At 64.7% G+C, this 17,589-nt stretch carries 20 protein-coding genes; 11 read left to right on the forward strand and 9 right to left on the reverse strand.

All coding sequences use genetic code 11. The features are described 5' to 3' along the window. Positions 1-192 precede the first annotated feature (192 nt). On the forward strand, positions 193-1,476 hold the full coding sequence (locus NFC73_RS02155) for a citrate synthase (RefSeq protein ID WP_104062127.1): 1,284 nt from the start codon (positions 193-195) through the stop codon (positions 1,474-1,476). Between the two features lie 163 nt (positions 1,477-1,639). Here the strand turns inward: NFC73_RS02155 and galE are convergent, their stop codons facing one another. After that, the gene (gene galE, locus NFC73_RS02160; protein ID WP_254747268.1) at positions 1,640-2,653 is read right to left on the reverse strand and encodes a UDP-glucose 4-epimerase GalE; all 1,014 of its coding nucleotides are present in this window, start codon (positions 2,651-2,653) and stop codon (positions 1,640-1,642) included. 64 nt (positions 2,654-2,717) lie between these two features. Between galE and NFC73_RS02165 the strand changes: the two genes are divergently transcribed. Further along, entirely contained in the window at positions 2,718-3,329 is a 612-nt protein-coding gene (locus tag NFC73_RS02165) for a TetR/AcrR family transcriptional regulator (RefSeq protein ID WP_254747270.1), read from the forward strand. A 97-nt stretch (positions 3,330-3,426) separates the two neighbouring features. Continuing rightward, the gene (locus NFC73_RS02170; protein WP_254747272.1) at positions 3,427-4,038 is read left to right on the forward strand and encodes a hypothetical protein; all 612 of its coding nucleotides are present in this window, start codon (positions 3,427-3,429) and stop codon (positions 4,036-4,038) included. Between the two features lie 9 nt (positions 4,039-4,047). On the opposite strand, the gene NFC73_RS02175 is transcribed toward NFC73_RS02170, so the two are convergent. After that, positions 4,048-4,905, reverse strand: a complete 858-nt coding sequence (locus tag NFC73_RS02175; protein WP_372494546.1) for a transglycosylase SLT domain-containing protein — start codon at positions 4,903-4,905, stop codon at positions 4,048-4,050. Between the two features lie 7 nt (positions 4,906-4,912). Further along, complete coding sequence (dapD, locus tag NFC73_RS02180; RefSeq protein WP_254747276.1) at positions 4,913-5,953, reverse strand: 2,3,4,5-tetrahydropyridine-2,6-dicarboxylate N-succinyltransferase; 1,041 nt, start codon at positions 5,951-5,953, stop codon at positions 4,913-4,915. 50 nt (positions 5,954-6,003) lie between these two features. Here dapD and dapE point away from each other — a divergent pair, with 50 nt between their 5' ends. Further along, complete coding sequence (dapE, locus tag NFC73_RS02185; RefSeq protein ID WP_254747278.1) at positions 6,004-7,140, forward strand: succinyl-diaminopimelate desuccinylase; 1,137 nt, start codon at positions 6,004-6,006, stop codon at positions 7,138-7,140. Positions 7,141-7,204: 64 nt separating this feature from the next. On the opposite strand, the gene NFC73_RS02190 is transcribed toward dapE, so the two are convergent. From NFC73_RS02190 to NFC73_RS02205, 4 genes are all read right to left on the reverse strand, one after another. Continuing rightward, positions 7,205-8,062, reverse strand: a complete 858-nt coding sequence (locus NFC73_RS02190; RefSeq protein WP_254747279.1) for an amino acid ABC transporter permease — start codon at positions 8,060-8,062, stop codon at positions 7,205-7,207. Beyond that, on the reverse strand, positions 8,059-8,709 hold the full coding sequence (locus NFC73_RS02195; protein WP_056343998.1) for an amino acid ABC transporter permease: 651 nt from the start codon (positions 8,707-8,709) through the stop codon (positions 8,059-8,061). Before NFC73_RS02195 ends, NFC73_RS02190 begins: the two co-directional genes overlap by 4 nt. Before the next feature lie 95 nt (positions 8,710-8,804). Continuing rightward, positions 8,805-9,689 (reverse strand): glutamate ABC transporter substrate-binding protein, encoded by an 885-nt coding sequence (locus tag NFC73_RS02200; RefSeq protein WP_254747280.1) that lies wholly within the window; start codon positions 9,687-9,689, stop codon positions 8,805-8,807. A gap of 73 nt (positions 9,690-9,762) precedes the next feature. Further along, the gene (locus NFC73_RS02205; RefSeq protein ID WP_104062136.1) at positions 9,763-10,518 is read right to left on the reverse strand and encodes an amino acid ABC transporter ATP-binding protein; all 756 of its coding nucleotides are present in this window, start codon (positions 10,516-10,518) and stop codon (positions 9,763-9,765) included. Between the two features lie 117 nt (positions 10,519-10,635). Here NFC73_RS02205 and NFC73_RS02210 point away from each other — a divergent pair, with 117 nt between their 5' ends. The 4 genes from NFC73_RS02210 to NFC73_RS02225 all read left to right on the forward strand — a co-directional run bounded on the left by NFC73_RS02210 (position 10,636) and on the right by NFC73_RS02225 (position 13,487). Continuing rightward, positions 10,636-11,418 carry an LOG family protein gene (locus NFC73_RS02210; RefSeq protein ID WP_254747281.1) on the forward strand — a complete coding sequence of 261 codons (783 nt, stop codon included), beginning with the start codon at positions 10,636-10,638 and terminating at the stop codon, positions 11,416-11,418. 23 nt (positions 11,419-11,441) lie between these two features. Next, the gene (locus NFC73_RS02215) at positions 11,442-11,840 is read left to right on the forward strand and encodes a DivIVA domain-containing protein (RefSeq protein WP_254747282.1); all 399 of its coding nucleotides are present in this window, start codon (positions 11,442-11,444) and stop codon (positions 11,838-11,840) included. 62 nt (positions 11,841-11,902) lie between these two features. After that, entirely contained in the window at positions 11,903-13,084 is a 1,182-nt protein-coding gene (locus tag NFC73_RS02220; protein ID WP_254747535.1) for a putative hexosyltransferase, read from the forward strand. 235 nt (positions 13,085-13,319) lie between these two features. Beyond that, positions 13,320-13,487: a DUF3117 domain-containing protein gene (locus tag NFC73_RS02225; RefSeq protein ID WP_009357720.1), complete on the forward strand. Its 168-nt coding sequence runs from the start codon at positions 13,320-13,322 to the stop codon at positions 13,485-13,487. An 83-nt stretch (positions 13,488-13,570) separates the two neighbouring features. On the opposite strand, the gene NFC73_RS02230 is transcribed toward NFC73_RS02225, so the two are convergent. Then, positions 13,571-14,203, reverse strand: a complete 633-nt coding sequence (locus tag NFC73_RS02230) for an O-methyltransferase (protein ID WP_056343985.1) — start codon at positions 14,201-14,203, stop codon at positions 13,571-13,573. Between the two features lie 228 nt (positions 14,204-14,431). Between NFC73_RS02230 and sigE the strand changes: the two genes are divergently transcribed. From sigE to NFC73_RS02245, 3 genes are all read left to right on the forward strand, one after another. Continuing rightward, the gene (gene sigE / locus NFC73_RS02235; RefSeq protein WP_056343982.1) at positions 14,432-15,049 is read left to right on the forward strand and encodes an RNA polymerase sigma factor SigE; all 618 of its coding nucleotides are present in this window, start codon (positions 14,432-14,434) and stop codon (positions 15,047-15,049) included. Between the two features lie 8 nt (positions 15,050-15,057). Next, positions 15,058-15,951, forward strand: a complete 894-nt coding sequence (locus NFC73_RS02240) for an anti-sigma factor (protein WP_254747283.1) — start codon at positions 15,058-15,060, stop codon at positions 15,949-15,951. Between the two features lie 69 nt (positions 15,952-16,020). Then, positions 16,021-16,431, forward strand: coding sequence for a twin-arginine translocase TatA/TatE family subunit (locus NFC73_RS02245; protein ID WP_058931859.1), 411 nt, complete (start codon positions 16,021-16,023; stop codon positions 16,429-16,431). Positions 16,432-16,461: 30 nt separating this feature from the next. Here NFC73_RS02245 and NFC73_RS02250 read toward each other — a convergent pair whose 3' ends face one another. Further along, a complete protein-coding gene (locus NFC73_RS02250) occupies positions 16,462-17,589 on the reverse strand; it encodes an Mrp/NBP35 family ATP-binding protein (RefSeq protein ID WP_254747284.1) in 1,128 nt (375 codons plus the stop codon).

Raw genomic sequence — 17,589 nt, forward strand, 5'->3', positions numbered from 1 at the left:
GGGGGTTTCGCACGCCTCCGATTAGTGACACCCGCAATCGGGCGGTACTTTTTAAGTGACTATCAATGGTGGCTTTCTACAAGAAGGCAGCCCGGGTGTTGGATTCCTGGATGAACAGGGTCACTGCCACGGCTCACCGGATGTTGGATCAAGCTTTCGACAGAGGCCCACGCGCCTCATGAAGGGGACTCCATGACTGAGACCAACAGCGCAACCCTGCACCATGCAGGAGGCGAGCTCAAGCTCCCGCGCATCCAGGTTGTTGAAGGAAACGAAGGCTACGACGTTTCCAAGCTGCTCAAGCAGACGGGCGCAGTCACCTTTGACCCCGGCTTCATGAACACCGCAGCAACCACGTCCGCAATTACCTACATCGACGGCGATGCCGGCATCCTGCGTTACCGCGGGTACCCCATCGAACAGCTGGCTCAGCACTCCAGCTTCCTTGAGGTGTCCTACCTGCTGATCTACGGCAACCTGCCGACACCCACGGAACTGGAAGCCTTCGACCAGCGGATCCGTCACCACACGCTGCTGCACGAAGAGCTCAAGGGCTTCTTCAGCGGCTTCCCGCGTGATGCCCACCCGATGCCCGTGCTCTCTTCGGCCGTGTCGGCGCTGTCCACGTTCTACCAGGACTCGCTGGATCCGTTCAACGCCGAGCAGGTAGAGGTTTCCACGTACCGGCTGCTGGCCAAGATGCCGGTCATCGCCGCCTACGCCCTGAAGAAGAGCATCGGCCAGCCCATGCTGTACCCCGACAACTCCCACAACCTCGTGGAGAACTTCCTCCGCCTCAGCTTCGGCCTGCCGGCCGAGCAGTACGAAGTGGACCCGGTCATTGCCAAGGCGTTGGACCTTCTCCTCATCCTGCACGCTGACCACGAGCAGAACTGTTCCACCTCCACGGTGCGCCTGGTGGGCTCCTCCAACGCCAACCTCTTCGCCTCGGTGTCAGCCGGCATCAACGCACTCTTCGGTCCCGCCCACGGCGGCGCCAACGAGGCAGTGCTCAAGATGCTCCGCCAGATCCAGGCCGACGGCACCAAGCCGGAGGACTACATGGAGAAGGTCAAGAACAAGGAAGACGGCGTCCGCCTGATGGGCTTCGGACACCGCGTCTACAAGAACTACGATCCGCGCGCCAAGATCGTCAAGGCCACGGCCCACGAAATCCTGACCAAGCTCGGCGGCAACGACGAACTGCTTGAGATCGCGATGCGTCTCGAAGAGAAGGCGCTGAACGACGACTACTTCATCCAGCGCAAGCTCTACCCGAACGTGGACTTCTACACCGGCCTGATCTACAAGGCGATGGGCTTCCCCGAGAAGATGTTCACCGTACTGTTCGCGATCGGCCGACTGCCGGGCTGGATCGCCCAGTGGCGTGAAATGATCAGCGACCCGAACACCAAGATCGGCCGCCCGCGCCAGCTGTACATCGGCGAGCCCGAGCGCGACTACCCGGTCCGCTAGATCCCACCACCGGCTTAAGTATGACGGCGGCCGGTCACCTTCTCCACGAAGGTGACCGGCCGCCGTCGTACGTTCCCGGCAACTGCAACGCGGGGTCACTTATTGCCGGAATTTCCCTTCGGATCGGGCAGTAAGTGACCCCGCGTTGCTGTTCAGTTGTTGTTTATGACGTGTAGCCGAGGGGGTTGTTCTTCTGCCAGCGCCAGTGGTCCTCGCACATCTGGTCCACGGTCTTGGTGGTGGACCAGCTCAGGTCGGCCAGGGCGGAGGTGGCGTCGGCCCAGAAGGCCGGGAGGTCGCCCGCGCGCCGTCCGGTGATCTCGTAGGGGATGGGCTGGCCCACGGCCTTCTCGAAGGACCGCAGGACCTCCAGCACGGAGGACCCCTTCCCGGAGCCCAGGTTCCAGCGGTAGACGCCTGAGCGGTCCGCGACGTGGTTGAGGGCTGCCACGTGGCCTTCGGCGAGGTCGACGACGTGGATGTAGTCCCGCAGGCAGGTGCCGTCAGGGGTGTCGTAGTCGCCGCCGAACACCATCAGCTTGTCGCGGCGTCCCACGGCCACCTGGGCGATGAAGGGCACCAGGTTGTTGGGGATGCCCTGGGGATCCTCACCGATGCGGCCTGACGGGTGTGCGCCCACCGGGTTGAAGTAGCGCAGCAGGGCTATGTGCCAGCGGCTGTCAGCGGCGCCCAGGTCGGCGAGGATGTCCTCGATCTGTTCCTTGGTACGGCCGTACGGGTTGTTGGCGCCGATCTCCATCTTTTCCACGTAGGGGATGGGATTGTGCTCGCCGTACACCGTGGCGGAGGAGCTGAAGACGATGGAGCGGACGTCGTGGCGATCCATCACCCGGATCAGGTTCAGCGTGCCCACAAGGTTGTTGTAGTAGTACTTGAGCGGTTCGCGGACCGACTCGCCCACGGCCTTGAGCCCGGCAAAGTGGATCACGGCGTCGATGGTGTTGGCGGCAAAGACGCCTTCCACCGCGGCTTCGTCCACCAGGTCCACGTTGTGGAATTCGGCGGTCTTGCCGCTCAGTTCGGCTACCCGGCGCAGTGACTCCTCGCTGGAGTTCACCAGGTTATCGATCACCACCACATCGTGGCCGGCTTCCTGCAGGGACAAGACTGTGTGCGAACCGATGTACCCGGTGCCACCTGTGACCAGAATTTTCATGCCCCCACGCTATCCCAATTCCGCGGATGCGTGGATTTAAGCACGGGTGTGCTAAATAATAGGAGTGCCCAAAATTGTTGATGCCGAAGCCCGGCGTGCAGAAATCGTTGACGCGGTCTTCAGGATCATCGCCGTCGACGGCCTCGAGCGGGCGTCACTGCGGGAGGTGGCGGACGAAGCAGGCCTCGCCGTGGGCTCCGTCCGGCACTACTTCGCGGGCAGTGAAGAACTGCTCAGCCATTCCTTTGCCGCCGTTGTGGACCGGATCACGGGCCGGCTCACCGCGGCATTGCCGGCAATGGCCGCCAGTAAACCCGGGACCGGCACGCATCGTGAGGCGGTTTTAACCCTGCTGGGTGAATTTCTGCCGCTCGACGAGGAACGGGCCGTGGACGCCTGTGTGTGGATGGCTTTCAAGAACGCCGCCAGGATCCGTCCCTTCCTCGCGGCGGAGGCCGATCGGAGCCACCGGGAGGTGGCCGCCGTCGTCGGGCAGGTCATCACGGCCCTGGTACCGGACGACGGCGGCGGGCAGCAGTCGCTGGCGGTCGAGGCGGAGAGGCTGCTGGCTACGCTGGACGGGTTGTGCATGCACGCCCTCCTGCAGCCCGCCTGGATGACGGCACAGATGTGCCATGACGTCCTGGACCGGCACCTGCAGAGCCTGGCCGCCTGACATTACCGTCCGGTGGCATCGGGAATAGACTGGGAGCCGGGGGAGCGGAACCGGCTGGTCAGGCCGGTAAAGTCAGGCCACAGGAGGAGTATTAGGGATGCATCACACAGGTGGTTCCGGCTGGCAGATTACTACGGATACGTCCGGGCCTCTGATGATCGCGCTCTTTATCCGTGATGCGGCAGGACTCGACGGCGCCGGCCACCCCGCGTTGTCGCATGCCTCGCCGAAGATCCGCCATGCCGACCACTCGCATCTCACCTCCGACGTCGGCGGGCTGAGCGCACTCAAGACCGAATGGGAAGCCTGGTGGGAGCAGCTGCTGAAGGCGCACCCCAAGACGTCACCGGAGCTGTCCCCACCGGATTTTGAAGAGTTCGGAAATTCCCCGGCCCTCCAGCGCGTCCTGCAGGCGCATTTCGGGTCCGCCCTGACCTGGGCACGGGAGCGCCGCAGTGAGTACGTCCGGCTGGAAGCAGAACGGGTAGCCAGCGGTTCCGACCAGCTGTTGGGCGACATGGTGAATGACCGCCTGCTGGAGGTGGGCCGGAGGTCACGGGACTTCACCCTGACCATCATCGAACTGCCGCTGAACGAACAGCGGGCGTGGTATGTGGAGCCGGACAAGATCATCATGAGCCATAACCTCATGTCTGCGCCGGAGCTCTTCCGCAGCTACGTCCAGCCCGTGGTGGACATCCTGGTCTGAGGCGGGCCGTCAGGTGCCGGTGCCGGCCGGTGCCACTGCAATGCGGACCTCGCCGGCGGGCGCGTCGGATTCCTGCCAGCCGCCCTGATCCTCACGGTCCCAGCTCCGGCCTGCAACATCCACGCGCGTCACCGCCAGTCCCTTGGCGTTGGCAACTGCCCACTGCGCCACGGACCAGGCCTGGGTGCCGTCAGCTGCCACCACGAGCGAATCATTCTCCGTGGTGATGGCGAGCGGCCCGTACGCCTGGGCCAGCTCGGACTCGACGGCGGCGGGGATGCCAGGTTCCTGCGGGGCACGCAAAGTGCATAGCACGGAGGCGGGCGCCTGACCGGTCAGGCCGGACGCGAAGGACCGGCCCATATCTTCGTGTTGGGCGTACGCGAGGGGGTAGGCCGAGCGCTGGACACGCTGGGCGGCGTCGGTGATTTCCAGGGACTCGTAGCCGGGAACCTTGACCAGGGCATCGTAGAAAGCATTGGCAGCGTAGTACGGGTCCATCACCTGGGCCTCGGTTCCCCACCCCTGCGAGGGACGTTGCTGGAAGAGTCCGCGGGAGTCAGGGCCGGCCTGGTCGCCATGGGCGATGTTGCGCAGCTTGGATTCCTGCATGGCGGTGGCAAGGGCGATGCTGGCTGCCCGGGGAGGCAGCCCGCGCTGCACCGCCACCGCTGTAATCAGTGAGGCATTAACCGCCTGGTCCGTTGCAAGCTCTGCGCTCTGGGTCCCGACGTCGGCCGTGCAGCGCTCCGTGACCAGGGTTTCGGAGCGCTGCAGGAAGGAGACCGCTGTGTAGATGCCGGCGCCCGCCAGCGCCAGGGTAAGCAGCAGCACGGTGGGACGAACGAAACTGCGTCCACGTGCCACCGCCGGGTCAGTTGGCGTGGAGGGCGTCGTTGAGTTCCACCGTCTGGCCCTTGCGCGGCAGCGCCTCGACGGCGCCGGTGGTGGAGTTGCGCCGGAACAGGAGGTTGGGGACGCCGGACAGCTCGGCCGCCTTTACGATCTTGGCGGTGTCCTCGCCATCCTCGTCCTTGGGCCCGGGAACAAGCACACGGGTTCCAGCGGTGACGTAGAGGCCTGCCTCCACCACGGAGTCATCGCCGACACTGATGCCGACGCCGGAGTTGGCGCCCAGCAGAACGCGCTCACCGATGACGATCTTTTCCTTGCCGCCCCCGGAGAGGGTGCCCATGATCGACGCGCCGCCTCCCACGTCGCTACCGTCTCCGGCGACGACGCCGGCGGAGATGCGGCCTTCCACCATGGAGGCGCCCAGGGTGCCGGCGTTGAAGTTCACGAAGCCTTCGTGCATCACGGTGGTGCCTTCGGCGAGGTGGGCACCGAGACGGACACGGTCGGCGTCGGCGATCCGGACGCCGGCGGGCACCACGTAGTCCACCATGCGGGGGAACTTGTCCACGCCGTAGACGGTGACGGCACCACGGCGGCGAAGCTTGGCGCGGGTCAGTTCGAAGCCTTCCACCGCGGCGGGGCCGAAGTTGGTCCACACCACGTTGGGCAGCTTGCCGAAGATACCGTCCAGGTTGATCGTGTTGGGCCGGACCAGCCGGTGGGAGAGCAGGTGCAGCCGGAGGTACGCGTCTGCGGTGTCAGCCGGAGCTTCGTCAAGGTTGATCTGGACGAAGACCACTTTCTGCTCGGTCCCGCGGTCAGCGTCTGTGCCGCTCTCGGCGAGCTGGACCAGGGTTTCGTCCGCATTCTCCACGGCACGCAGGTTATCGGCTGCGATGCCCAGCGCCGGCGCCGGGAACCAGACGTCCAGGACGGTGGCTTCGGCATGATCCCCGCCCGTGCCACTGGCGATGGTTGCCAACCCGAAGCCGTAGGCGGAGCGGGCTTCGGAAGTTGCGTTCTGGTCTTTGGGCGCGGCGGAGGTAGCGGTCTCAGTCATGGCCCCAGTGTACCGAGAGGCGGGCACCGGGTTCGAACTAGACTGGCAACGTGACTGCCGAAACCGCCCCTGAATCGATCACCGTGCCTTTGGACCTCCGCCAGGACGTCTCCGTGCTGACCGCCGCCCTGATGGACATCAACAGTGTCTCCGGGAATGAGACGGAACTGGCGGACGCTGTCGAAGTGGCGCTGCGGGCCATCCCGGAACTCCAGGTGCTCCGCGACGGTGACGCCATCATCGCGCGCACGGAACTCGGCAGGGCGGAACGCGTCATCCTCGCCGGACACCTGGACACAGTGCCGCTGCCGGTTACTGAAGGCGCGCGCGGAACCGTCCCGTCCACCTGGGATTCAGGCATCCCGGGGGAGGGAGTGCTCTACGGACGCGGGGCCACGGACATGAAGGGCGGTGTCGCCGTACAGCTCGCGCTGGCGGCCACAATGTTCGACGGCGGCACGGCGCCCCAGCGGGACGTCACCTTCGTCTTCTACGACCACGAGGAAGTGGAAGCGGTCAAGAGCGGACTGGGCCGCCTGGTCCGCAACCACGGCAGCCTCCTGGGTGGCGATTTTGCGATCCTCCTGGAGCCGACCCATGGCACCGTCGAGGGTGGCTGCAACGGCACCAGCCGCTTTGAGGCCACGACGGTGGGCGAGGCAGCACACTCTGCCCGGGCGTGGATGGGCCGCAACGCCATCCACGCAGCGGCGCCCATCCTGGCCCGGCTGGCAGCCTACGAGCCGAGGACCGTCAACGTGGACGGCCTGTACTACCGCGAGAGCCTCAACGCCGTGAAGATCAATGGCGGCACGGCCGGCAACGTCATCCCGGACCGCTGCGTCGTCGAAATCAACTACCGCTTCGCGCCCGACAAGACCCCGGACCAGGCGGAGGCGCATGTCCGGGAACTGTTGGAGGGCTTCGCCGTGGTCCGCACGGACGCCGCCGCCGGCGCGCGGCCCGGGCTGAACCACCCGGCCGCCGCGTCCTTCGTGGCCGCCGTCGGAGCCGAGCCGAAACCGAAATACGGCTGGACCGACGTCGCGCGTTTCAGCGAACTGGGGATCCCCGCTGTGAACTTCGGCCCCGGCGATCCGCTGCTGGCCCACAAGGACAACGAGCACGTCGACGCCGACGCCATCCGGGAATGCCTGCGGGCGCTTCGGAGTTGGCTCGCGGCGTAAGCCTGCAAGCAGAAGGGTCCGCAGCCTGCAGGCTGCGGACCCTTCTGCTTGTGCGCGCGTGCTGCTATTTGTGTCCCGGCAAGTCCGGTAGTTCCGGTGCGACCACGGCGGTTGGCGCTTTGGCAACGCCGCCTGCCGTCTTCGTGGAACCCCGGCGCTCGATCCAGATTGCGAGCCGGGAAACGCAGATGTTGATCACAATGTAGATGGCGGCAGCCACAAAGAAGATGGGGAACAGGAACGCGTTCCCGAGGAAGTCCGCCATGACCTGCACTGCGCGCAGAAGTTCGCCGTACGCCACGATGTAGCCCAGGGAGGTGTCCTTCAGGAGCACCACGAGTTGGGCAACCAGCGACGGCATCATACGGCGGACGGCCTGCGGCAGCTCGATGAGCATCCGGGACTGGAAGCTGGTCAGGCCGATGGTCAGGCCCGCCTCCCGCTGTCCCTTCGGCAGGGATTGGATGCCGGCCCGGATGATCTCCGCGAAGATAGCGGTGTTGTAGAGGACGAGCCCGGCCACCACGGCGACGAAGGAACTCGTCCCGAACACCAGCAGGACGAAGAGCATCATCAGCACAACCGGCATGCCGCGCAGGAACTCCAGGACCACCCGGGCGGGGATCCGGATCCAGGCGACCAGGGAGATGCGCAGCAGGCAGAACATCAGGCCGAGGGGAAACGCGATCACTGCGGCGAGGGCGGCGGCGGTGAGCGTTGCGCCGAGGCCATTGGCGAGCAGCGTCCAGACGTCGCCCCGGGTGAAGATCGCCCAGCGGCGACCTTCAAAAATGCCCTGCTGCGCGAGTGTCATGCCAATCCACGCCAGAAGTCCCAGGATCAGCACGGTTCCAACCACGGAACCGATCAGCGAGACCCGGCGCGCTTTGGGGCCGGGAACGTCGTAGAGGACTGAAGTCATCGGGCAATCGCCACCTTTCGTTCCACCGTGCTGGCAAGGATGCCCAGCGGAATGGTGAGGAGCAGATAGAAAAACGCAACGCCGAGCAGTACTGCCATGACCTGGTCACCGTTGGCGTTGGCCATTTGGCGGCCGTAGCCGAACAGTTCCAGGACAAAGAATGCGCCGGCGACGGAGGAGTTCTTGACGAGGGCAATCAGGATGTTGATCAGCGGCGGGATCACGGTCCGAAGCGCCTGCGGCAGGATGATGAGATTCAGGACCTGGCCGAAGTTCATGCCGATGCTGCGCGCGGCCTCAGCCTGGCCGAGCGGGACGCTGTTCACGCCTGAGCGGACGGCTTCAGCGATGAAGGCCGCTGTATAGGCGCTGAGGGCGATGATCGCTGCGACCTCAAACTGCTGGAATGTCACGCCGAGGCGCGGCAGGACGATCGCCGCGAAGAAGAAAGCAATGGTCAGTGGCGTGTTCCGGAGGATTTCCACGTAGACGGTGCTGAATCCGCGGAGCGCTGCAACGGGGGAAACGCGGGCTGCCGCCAGGAGTGTTCCGAGGATAAGCGCGATGATCCCGGAGACGACGGACAGGAAAAGAGTGCGGAGAAGGCCTTCCCAATAGAGGGGGAGGTTTTCAATGATGACTTCCATAGGATCCTTCGGCTCTGGGCGTAGGGGGTCAAAAAGCAGGCGGGCGGCCTCCGGGGAACGCGTTCAACGAATTCCCCGGAAGCCGCCGTGGCTACCTAGTAGCGGTTGATGGCGGGAAGTTCAGGGGCGGTCTTGATGACCGAACCTGCCGTTGCTTCCCAGGCCTTCTTGTAGGACCCGTCCTTGCCAAACGCCTCGAGCTGGTCGTTGATCCAGTTGCGGAATTCGGTGTCGTCCTTCTTCAGGCCAATGCCGTAGGGCTCCTTGGTGAAGGTTTGATCCGAGGCCAGCTTGAAGGCATCCGGTTCCTTGTCCACAAAGCCGGCCAGGATCACGTTGTCCGTGGTGATCGCTTCGACCTGCTTGTTGCGCAGCGGCTCAAGGCAAGCGGAGTAGGTGGCTGCCGGCACGAGCTCGGCCTTGTACTTGTCCACGATTGTCGCGGCAGGGGTGGAACCGGTGACGGAGCAGACCTTCTTGCCTGCGACGTCCTCAGGCTTGGTGATGGACGTGTTGTCCTTGTTCACCATCAGCGCCTGGCCGGCCTCGTAGTACGGGCCCGCGAAGCTGACAACCTGCTTGCGCTTGTCATTGATGGTGTACGTGGCAATAACAAGGTCCACCTTGCCCTGCTCGATGAAGGGCTCGCGGTTGGCGGAGACAGTCTCCGACCATTCGATCTTGTCCGCAGCGATGCCCAGCTTCGCTGCGATCAGCTTGCCCATCTCGACGTCGAAGCCCACCGGCTTGCCGTCCAGGCCCACCTGGCCGAACAGCGGCTGGTCGTACTTGGTGCCGATCTTGATGGTGCCTGCGGCGGACAGCTTGGCCATGGTGGTGCCGGCGGCAAACGTCGGCTTGTCGGCAACAGTGGGATTGGTGGTTCCGGGGGTGGTGCCGCCGCATGCGCTCAGGGACAACGCCAGGGCAGCCGTGGCCGCCACGAAGAACGACTTCCGGCGGGTCATAAATGCCTTCATGACATTCCTTTCATTGGTCGGCCGTGGGTCACGGCCTAAGTGCGAACTGGAGTGTGTGTTCGTTGATGGAGAATCAGTGGGTCAGCAGCTTGGACAGGAAGTCCTTCGCGCGGTCACTCTTCGGGTTGGTGAAGAATTCTTCCGGCTTGGCATCCTCCACGATCTGGCCATCCGCCATGAAAACCACGCGGTCGGCGGCTTTCCGGGCGAAGCCCATTTCGTGCGTGACCACAACCATGGTCATGCCTTCCTTGGCCAGCTGGATCATGACGTCAAGGACCTCGTTGATCATCTCGGGGTCCAGCGCAGAGGTGGGCTCATCAAAGAGCATGACCTTGGGCTTCATGGCCAGGGCCCGCGCGATGGCGACGCGCTGCTGCTGGCCGCCGGAGAGCTGCGCCGGGAGTTTGGGGGCCTGGTGACCCACGCCCACGCGCTCAAGCAACGCCATGGCTTCCTTGTCCGCCTGGGCCTTTGCAACGCCTTTGACCTTTATGGGACCAAGCGTCACGTTCTCAAGGATGGTCTTGTGCGCGAAGAGGTTGAAGGACTGAAAGACCATGCCGACGTCGGCGCGGAGCTGAGCGAGCTCCTTCCCCTCCTCCGGCAGTACCTTTCCATCAATACTGATGGTGCCGCCCTCGATGGTTTCGAGACGGTTGATGGCACGGCACAACGTGGACTTACCTGAGCCTGACGGGCCAATGACCACCACCACTTCGCCCTTGCGGACGTGGAGATTGATGTCCTTCAAAACGTGCAACTGACCGTAATGCTTATTCACACCATTCAGGGAGACGAGCGCATCGCCGGGCACATGAGTAGTCATAAAGAAGAATCTAGCGAACATTGGCTGGTTATGAGGTGAATCACGCCAAGTTCGCGCGGATCGTGATTCAAGAGATACCTGCCACTGGCACGCCGGCCTTGGCATTAGCCTTGGGGGATGAGCATCAACGCAGATCCGGCCAAAACCACCCAGCCGCGCCGTAAGGGGCCCCTTGAACTCCGCCGCAAGCAGGCGGCTGTGGAAATGTCCGACCAGCATCTGCTTGATACCAAGGGCGCCGGACAGTTCGTCCACTCAGACCCGTGGCGGGTCCTCCGCATCCAGAGCGAGTTCGTCGAAGGGTTCGGCGCGCTGGCCGATCTGGGGCCCGCTGTCAGCGTCTTCGGCTCGGCGCGCACCAAGCCTGGCAGCCAATACTACGAAATGGGCATGGAAGTCGGCCGGAAGCTGGCAGCAGCGGGCGTGGCCGTCATTACCGGCGGTGGCCCCGGCTCCATGGAGGCCGCCAACCGCGGGACCGTGGAAGGCAACGGCGTCTCCGTCGGCCTGGGCATTGAATTGCCCTTCGAACAGGGCCTCAACCAGTGGGTGGACCTCGGTATTAACTTCCGCTATTTTTTCGCCCGGAAGACCATGTTCGTCAAATATGCCCAGGGCTTCATCGTTCTGCCCGGCGGACTGGGGACGCTGGATGAACTCTTCGAAGCCATGGTCCTGGTCCAGACCCGGAAGGTGACGTCCTTCCCGATTGTGCTCCTGGGCGTGGACTTCTGGGGGCCGATGATCGAATGGATCAAGGGCACCCTTGTGGCCGAAGGTATGGTCTCCGCGAAAGACCTGGACCTCATCCAAGTGGTGGACGATCCCGCCGAAGCGGTGCAGCTGGTGCTGCACTGGACGCCCCCGGTTTCCACCAACGGCGAGCAAAGGCCCGAATAGGCCGTCGGCCCATATCTGGCACGATGGGTGCTGTGAGTTTTTTCCTGGTCTACCTCGCCATCGTGCTGATCGCCGCCACCCTGTGGGCAGGCGCCGGTGGCCGCCGCGGCATTCTGCGCAGCCTCCGCCGGGGCAGTGAACCGGCCACGGGCTCCGAGGCCCCGGAGAATCCGATTCTCTACCCGGGGTTCGGGCAGCCGCCTGCCAACCTTCCGCCGGTACTGCTGCCCGCGGACGCTGCACCTGCGGACGTCGACCGGGTCCGCTTCTCCCTCGGCCTGCGGGGGTACCGGATGGATCAGGTGGACCAGGTCCTCGACGAACTGCGGGACCAGATCGCGGCCAAAGACGAAGAAATGGTCAGGCTCCGGGCCCGGCTGCTGGAAGCGGAACGGGCAGCGCGCCCGGAGGCCGGCGCTTGAGCACTGACACGGGGGACCGGACGGGCCCGACGGCATTGATCACCGCATTCGGCGCCCGCGCCATGTGGGCGGTCCAACGCTGGCCCTGGTGGCTGCAGGTTGCCGCCCTCTACGCCACTTCCCGGCTGGTCAGCGCCTGCATCTTTATGGCAGCAGCTCTGCACCAAGGACCCAACCCGTGGTTTCCGGCCGGCCCTGACTACTGGAACTTCATCAATATCTGGGACGCGCGATGGTACGGCCGGATCATCACCGACGGGTATCCCTCACCGCTTCCAACGGATGCCGCCGGCAACGTACAGGAAAATGCGTGGGCCTTCTATCCGCTCTTCCCGGCCGTGGGCCGTGCGCTCGCAGGCCTGACCGGAATCAGCCCTGCCGCGGCGCTGACGGTCGTCGCAATGCTGGCAGGGTTGGGTGCGGCGCTGGTTTTGTACTGCCTGTTCAGGCACAAGGCTTCGCACACTGCGGCGCTTTGGGGCGTGGCATTCTTCGCGACCTTTCCGGTGTCCGCCATTCTCCAGGTCCCGTACGCGGAGCCACTGACCGTTTTCCTGCTGGCCACCGCCCTGCTGCTGGTCATCAGGCGTCATTATTTCGTTGCCATGCCGGTGGTCCTGCTGCTGTCCCTCTCCCGACCCGTGGGCGTTCCCTTTGCCGCCACGGTGGGGCTTCTCTTCCTCTGGCGACTGGTCGAACGGGGGCGCGGGGAGCGGCCGGGCACCCACAGCCCCGGGGAGCTGGCATCCCTGGCGGGCCTCACCGTGGTGTGCGGTGCCTCGGCACTGCTGTGGCCGGCAGCGGCCTGGGCCGCGACCGGAGACATTGAGGCGTATACCAAAACCGAAACAGTGTGGCGCGGCCATGACCTGGTGCCCTTCAAGCCCTGGTTCGACGCCGGCGTCGACCTCTTTGGCCCCGTTCTGGGGATCGTGGCGCCATTCGTGTTTGCGGGCCTCTTTGCGCTCTTGCTGTTCTCCCCGCCGGTGGTCCGGCTTGGTGTGGAACTGCGCTTGTGGTGCGCCTGCTACATGGGCTACCTCCTGGTGTTCCTCCACCCCCAGACCAGTACTTTCCGGATGCTGCTCCCGCTGTTCCCGTTGGCCCTGGCCGCCGCGCTCTTGTCCCGGTCAAAGGCGTACCGCGGCACGGTCCTGACAATGTTTGTCCTGCTCCAGATCGTGTGGATCGTCTGGCTGTGGGCATGGGCGCAGCTTCCGGGCGGCGGCGATTATCCGCCGTGATCGCGCGCGGCGCCTGGCCGGCGGATTGGGGAATCCGACGCGGCCGTAAATGTCCATCGATTAGCTACGTGCGGGTCATTACGGGATAATAGTAAGTAAGCAGGGACAAAAAGCATTCAGAAATGTTCAGCCATGGCGGCATCAGTACGGGCCGCCATAGCGGCTTGATTTGACCATGCGGACACAGCCCATCCGGGCTGATATGTCCTGGGACTAAATGGAGGGGAAATTCCTCATGGCGGCTATGAAACCACGCACCGGCGACGGCCCTATGGAAGTCACCAAAGAGGGCCGTAGCCTGATCATGCGCGTACCGCTCGAAGGCGGCGGACGGCTTGTGGTGGAACTGAACGCTGCGGAGGCGGCCAACCTTAAGGAATGCCTCGTCGGCGTGACTGAATAGGCCTGTTCGGTGTTGCCGAATAATCCCGCGGGGCCAAGGTCCGCAGCCAACCGGCTGCGGACCTTGGCTTATTTGCTGTGGATCTACTTCTTAACCGCGACGAGCAGGCCGTCACCCGTGGGAAGCATCGCGGATGCCAGGCGGTCGTCGTCGCGGATTGCCTTGCCCACCTGGCGGAGCACCACCGTGTTGGACTCCCGGACAGCCGGGTTAGCCACGCGGTCCTTGTCCAGTGCGTCATTGATGATGAGCAGCCCGCCGGCCTTGAGGAGCCGGACGGCCTGTTCCACGTAGCCGGGCAGGCCGGGCTTGTCGGCATCAACAAACACCAGGTCATAGGCGGAGTCCGTCAGACGCGGGAGGACATCACCGGCGCGGCCGGAAATGGTACGGGTGCGGTTGGCCGGACTGCCGGCCTCCGAAAAGGCTTCCCGTGCCGCCTTCAGATGCTCGACGTCCACGTCGATGGTGGTCAGCACGGCCTGCGGTCCGAGCCCCCGCAGGATGCATACCCCCGAGACACCCGCGCCTGTACCGATTTCGACGGCGGTCTGGGCCTTCGAGCCCGCAGCCAACACTGTCAGTACCGCACCAACACCTGCGCCGATCGGCGTCACGCCCAGTTCGAAAGAGCGCTCCCTGGCACGAAGCATAACCTCATCCTCTGCGGGCAGATCTTCTGCATAGGACCAGCTCGTGGATTTGTCGGCGCTCATGTGATTCGCTTTCTGGGCGGCAGGGGAGTGTTTAGTACAGCCTACTGTGTGCGGGGGTGCCAGCCGCGGAAGGGAATCGTTGTGCCTCTGGCTGAAGAACCGCCCCGGTCAGGAAATTCCCAGCCAACTTTGAAATGATGGATATCCGGTCATCCGTGAGGTGACCGGCGCCGAACAAAGAGATGTCAACAGTATCCGGGCGATAGCAATCCACGATGGGAGTGGACGATGTCAGCATCAGGTATGGCGCCTGTCCCTGCGACGCAAGATTCCGCCGCTGTATGGGTCAGGCCCACTTGGGAGGAAGTGGTGGCCAACCACTCCGCCAAGGTCTACCGGCTGGCGTACCGCCTGACGGGGAACAAGTTCGACGCCGAGGACCTCACCCAGGAAGTGTTCGTCCGCGTCTTCCGGTCACTGGAGAATTTCAAGCCAGGGACACTGGATGGCTGGCTGCACCGCATCACCACCAACCTGTTCCTGGACCAGGCCCGCCGGAAAACCCGCATCCGGTTTGACGCACTGGCCGAAGACGCCGAGTCGCGGATCCCCGGGCGTGAACCCGGACCGGAACAGAGCTTCGAACACAACAACCTGGACCTCGATGTGCAGGCTGCCTTGGAGGAGCTGCCCCCGGACTTCCGCGCCGCCGTCGTGCTTTGCGACCTGGAAGGCCTGTCCTACGACGAAGTGGCCGCTGCACTCGGCGTCAAACTGGGTACTGTCCGTTCCCGTATCCACCGGGGCCGGACCATGCTGCGCGAAAAGCTGGCCCACCGCGATCCCAGGCCACAGCAAGGACGCACGCCGAAGCTTTCGCTGCCGCGCATCGCCGGCATCCTCTGATCGGCACCATGACGCCCCAGAACCCCTTCGGCCGCCGGCATCACCGCGGCGCCGAGCACGTGCGGACCTGCGCAGAATGTGCAGCGGCGCTGAAGCGTGAACGCCAGTACATCGAGCGGCTCCGTGACGCTGCCGTGCCGCCTGCCAGCGAGGACCTGACGGCCCGGTTGCTGGTCAGGACGCAGCTGCTCGCGGCCGCGGCCGAGCCAGCCCCGAGCCCGCACCGGGCCGCGCGAGCAGTGGCACTTGCCGCCGGCGGGACAGCAGCAGCCGCTGGAATTCTTGCCGTCAGCGCGTTTGCGCTGGCGGGGGACAGCCTGCCCGTCGCCCAATCCGCCATCAAAGGGAACCTGGTGCAGCATACGGCCCAGCTACCGGCCGACGGCAGGGAGATCAGTGCTCCGCAGTTGTTGGCCCTACGCTCTGAAGGCTGGGTCTGTCCGGACCTGGCATCACTCGGCTTCCACGTCCGGAGCGCCAATGCCATAACGCTGAATGGGCGGCCGGCGGTGGAAATGCACCTGACTGATGGGCAGCACTATGCCACCATCGTGGAACAGCATCCCGTGGACGCCCGGCAGCAGTCGGGTCAGGACGCTGAGCAGAACTCCGAACAGAACTCCGGTGAGAACGAGGGGAAGCTGCTGGTCAGCAGCTCGGCGCCCTGGACCGCCACCGTGGAGACCACTGCAGGAACTTTTACTGTTGAGTCCGACCTCCCGGCGGAGCAGGCTGATGACGCCGTTCCAGTGCTCCAACGGCTCAGCGTCCTCGCCGCAGAAGGAATTAACGCGGGTGTCAGCACCGCGCCTGCCAACTCCCCGGTGACCGCAGCGGACGACTCTCCCGCTGCCCGGTTGGAGCGGGGAATCCGCAAACTCGGGGAGGTGCTGGCTCCGTGATGCAGGCACTGTGCGACGCTGGCGGGCAGGAATCGTCAGCGGGGCTCCGGAGAGGGTAATCTTCCTAAAGTGTTTGGAATCAACGGCCCGGAGTTCTTCCTCCTGCTGATCATCGGCATCCTGGTGATCGGTCCCCAGCGCCTGCCCGAATACACCCAGAAACTTGCGAACCTGGTGAAGGAAGTCCGCCGGATGGCCTCCGGTGCCCGGGAGCAGATCAAGGAAGAAGTCGGCATCGACATCGACGATGTCGACTGGAAGAAATACGATCCCCGCCAGTACGATCCGCGGCGCATCATCAAGGAAGCACTCCTGGACGACGACACGAAGTCCGTCAGTGCCGGAGCGCCGGCAGCGGTGGCTGCCGTCGCCGGTGCAGGGGCGGTTGCCGCGGGCGGGACGGCTCCCTCCCGTCCGGAACGTGTGGTCCAGTCACTGCCGCCGGGTGAACCCGCGCCGTTCGACACCGAAGCAACCTAGACCGCGTCGCCCCTGGTGGGCAGCGCTGCGTTAACGCGGCTGCAGGCCCAGTTTCATCCCCGTCAGGCCCCTGGGCCTGGCAGCAAGTTTTCCGGCGATGCCGGTCAAAGCAATGGCCGCCGGAGTGTCTGGCCGGCCAAGCACGATGGGCGTGCCGGCGTCGCCGCCTTCCCGCAGCAGGATGTCCAGCGGAATCTGTCCCAGGAGCGGCACATCGGTGCCCACCGTCGTTGTGAGCCGTTCGGCGAGGACCGCCCCACCGCCGCTTCCGAACAGCTCCATCCTCCCGCCGTCGGGCATTTCCAGGTATGACATGTTCTCGATGACGCCGGCCACAGTCTGACCTGTCTGGGTGGCGATGGCACCGGCGCGCTCGGCGACGTCGGCAGCTGCGGCCTGGGGTGTGGTGACCACCAGGATCTCAGCCTTCGGCAGCAACTGGGCCACCGAAATCGCGATGTCACCGGTGCCGGGCGGCAGGTCGAGGAACAAGGCGTCGAGGTCGCCGAAGTAGACGTCCGTCAGGAACTGTTCCAGGGCCCGGTGGAGCATCGGCCCACGCCAGGCAACCGGCTGGTTTCCGGCGACGAACATACCGATGGAAATCACTTTTACGCCGTAGGCCACCGGAGGCAGGATCATGTCGTCCACCCGGGTGGGCGCCTGCGTGATGCCCATAAGGGCCGGAACCGAGAAGCCATGGACGTCGGCGTCCACAATGCCCACACGGAGGCCCTGGGCGGCCAGGGCGCAGGCAAGGTTGACGGTCACCGATGACTTGCCCACACCACCCTTGCCGCTTGCCACCGCGAACACCTTGGTCAGGGACCCCGGCTCGTTGAACGGAATCCCGCGCTGCCCGGAGGCGCCGCGGAGCTGTTCCTTCAGGGCGTCCCGCTGGGCCTGGTTCATCACTTTCAGTTCAACCTCGACGGCGGTCACGCCCGGAACTGAGGACAGCGCCTTCTCAGAGTCTGCGGTAATGGTCCCGCGCAGGGGGCAGCCCGCGATGGTGAGCAGGACAGCCAGCCTGACCCGGCCGTCCGCAGCGACATCCACGGACTCCACCATGCCCAGTTCCGTGATGGGACGGCGGAGCTCAGGATCGATCACGGTGGCCAGCGCAGCGTGGACTGCCTGCTCCAGGGAGGCGCTCAT

Source organism: Pseudarthrobacter humi (assembly GCF_024294965.1).
GTDB lineage: Bacteria > Actinomycetota > Actinomycetes > Actinomycetales > Micrococcaceae > Arthrobacter > Arthrobacter humi.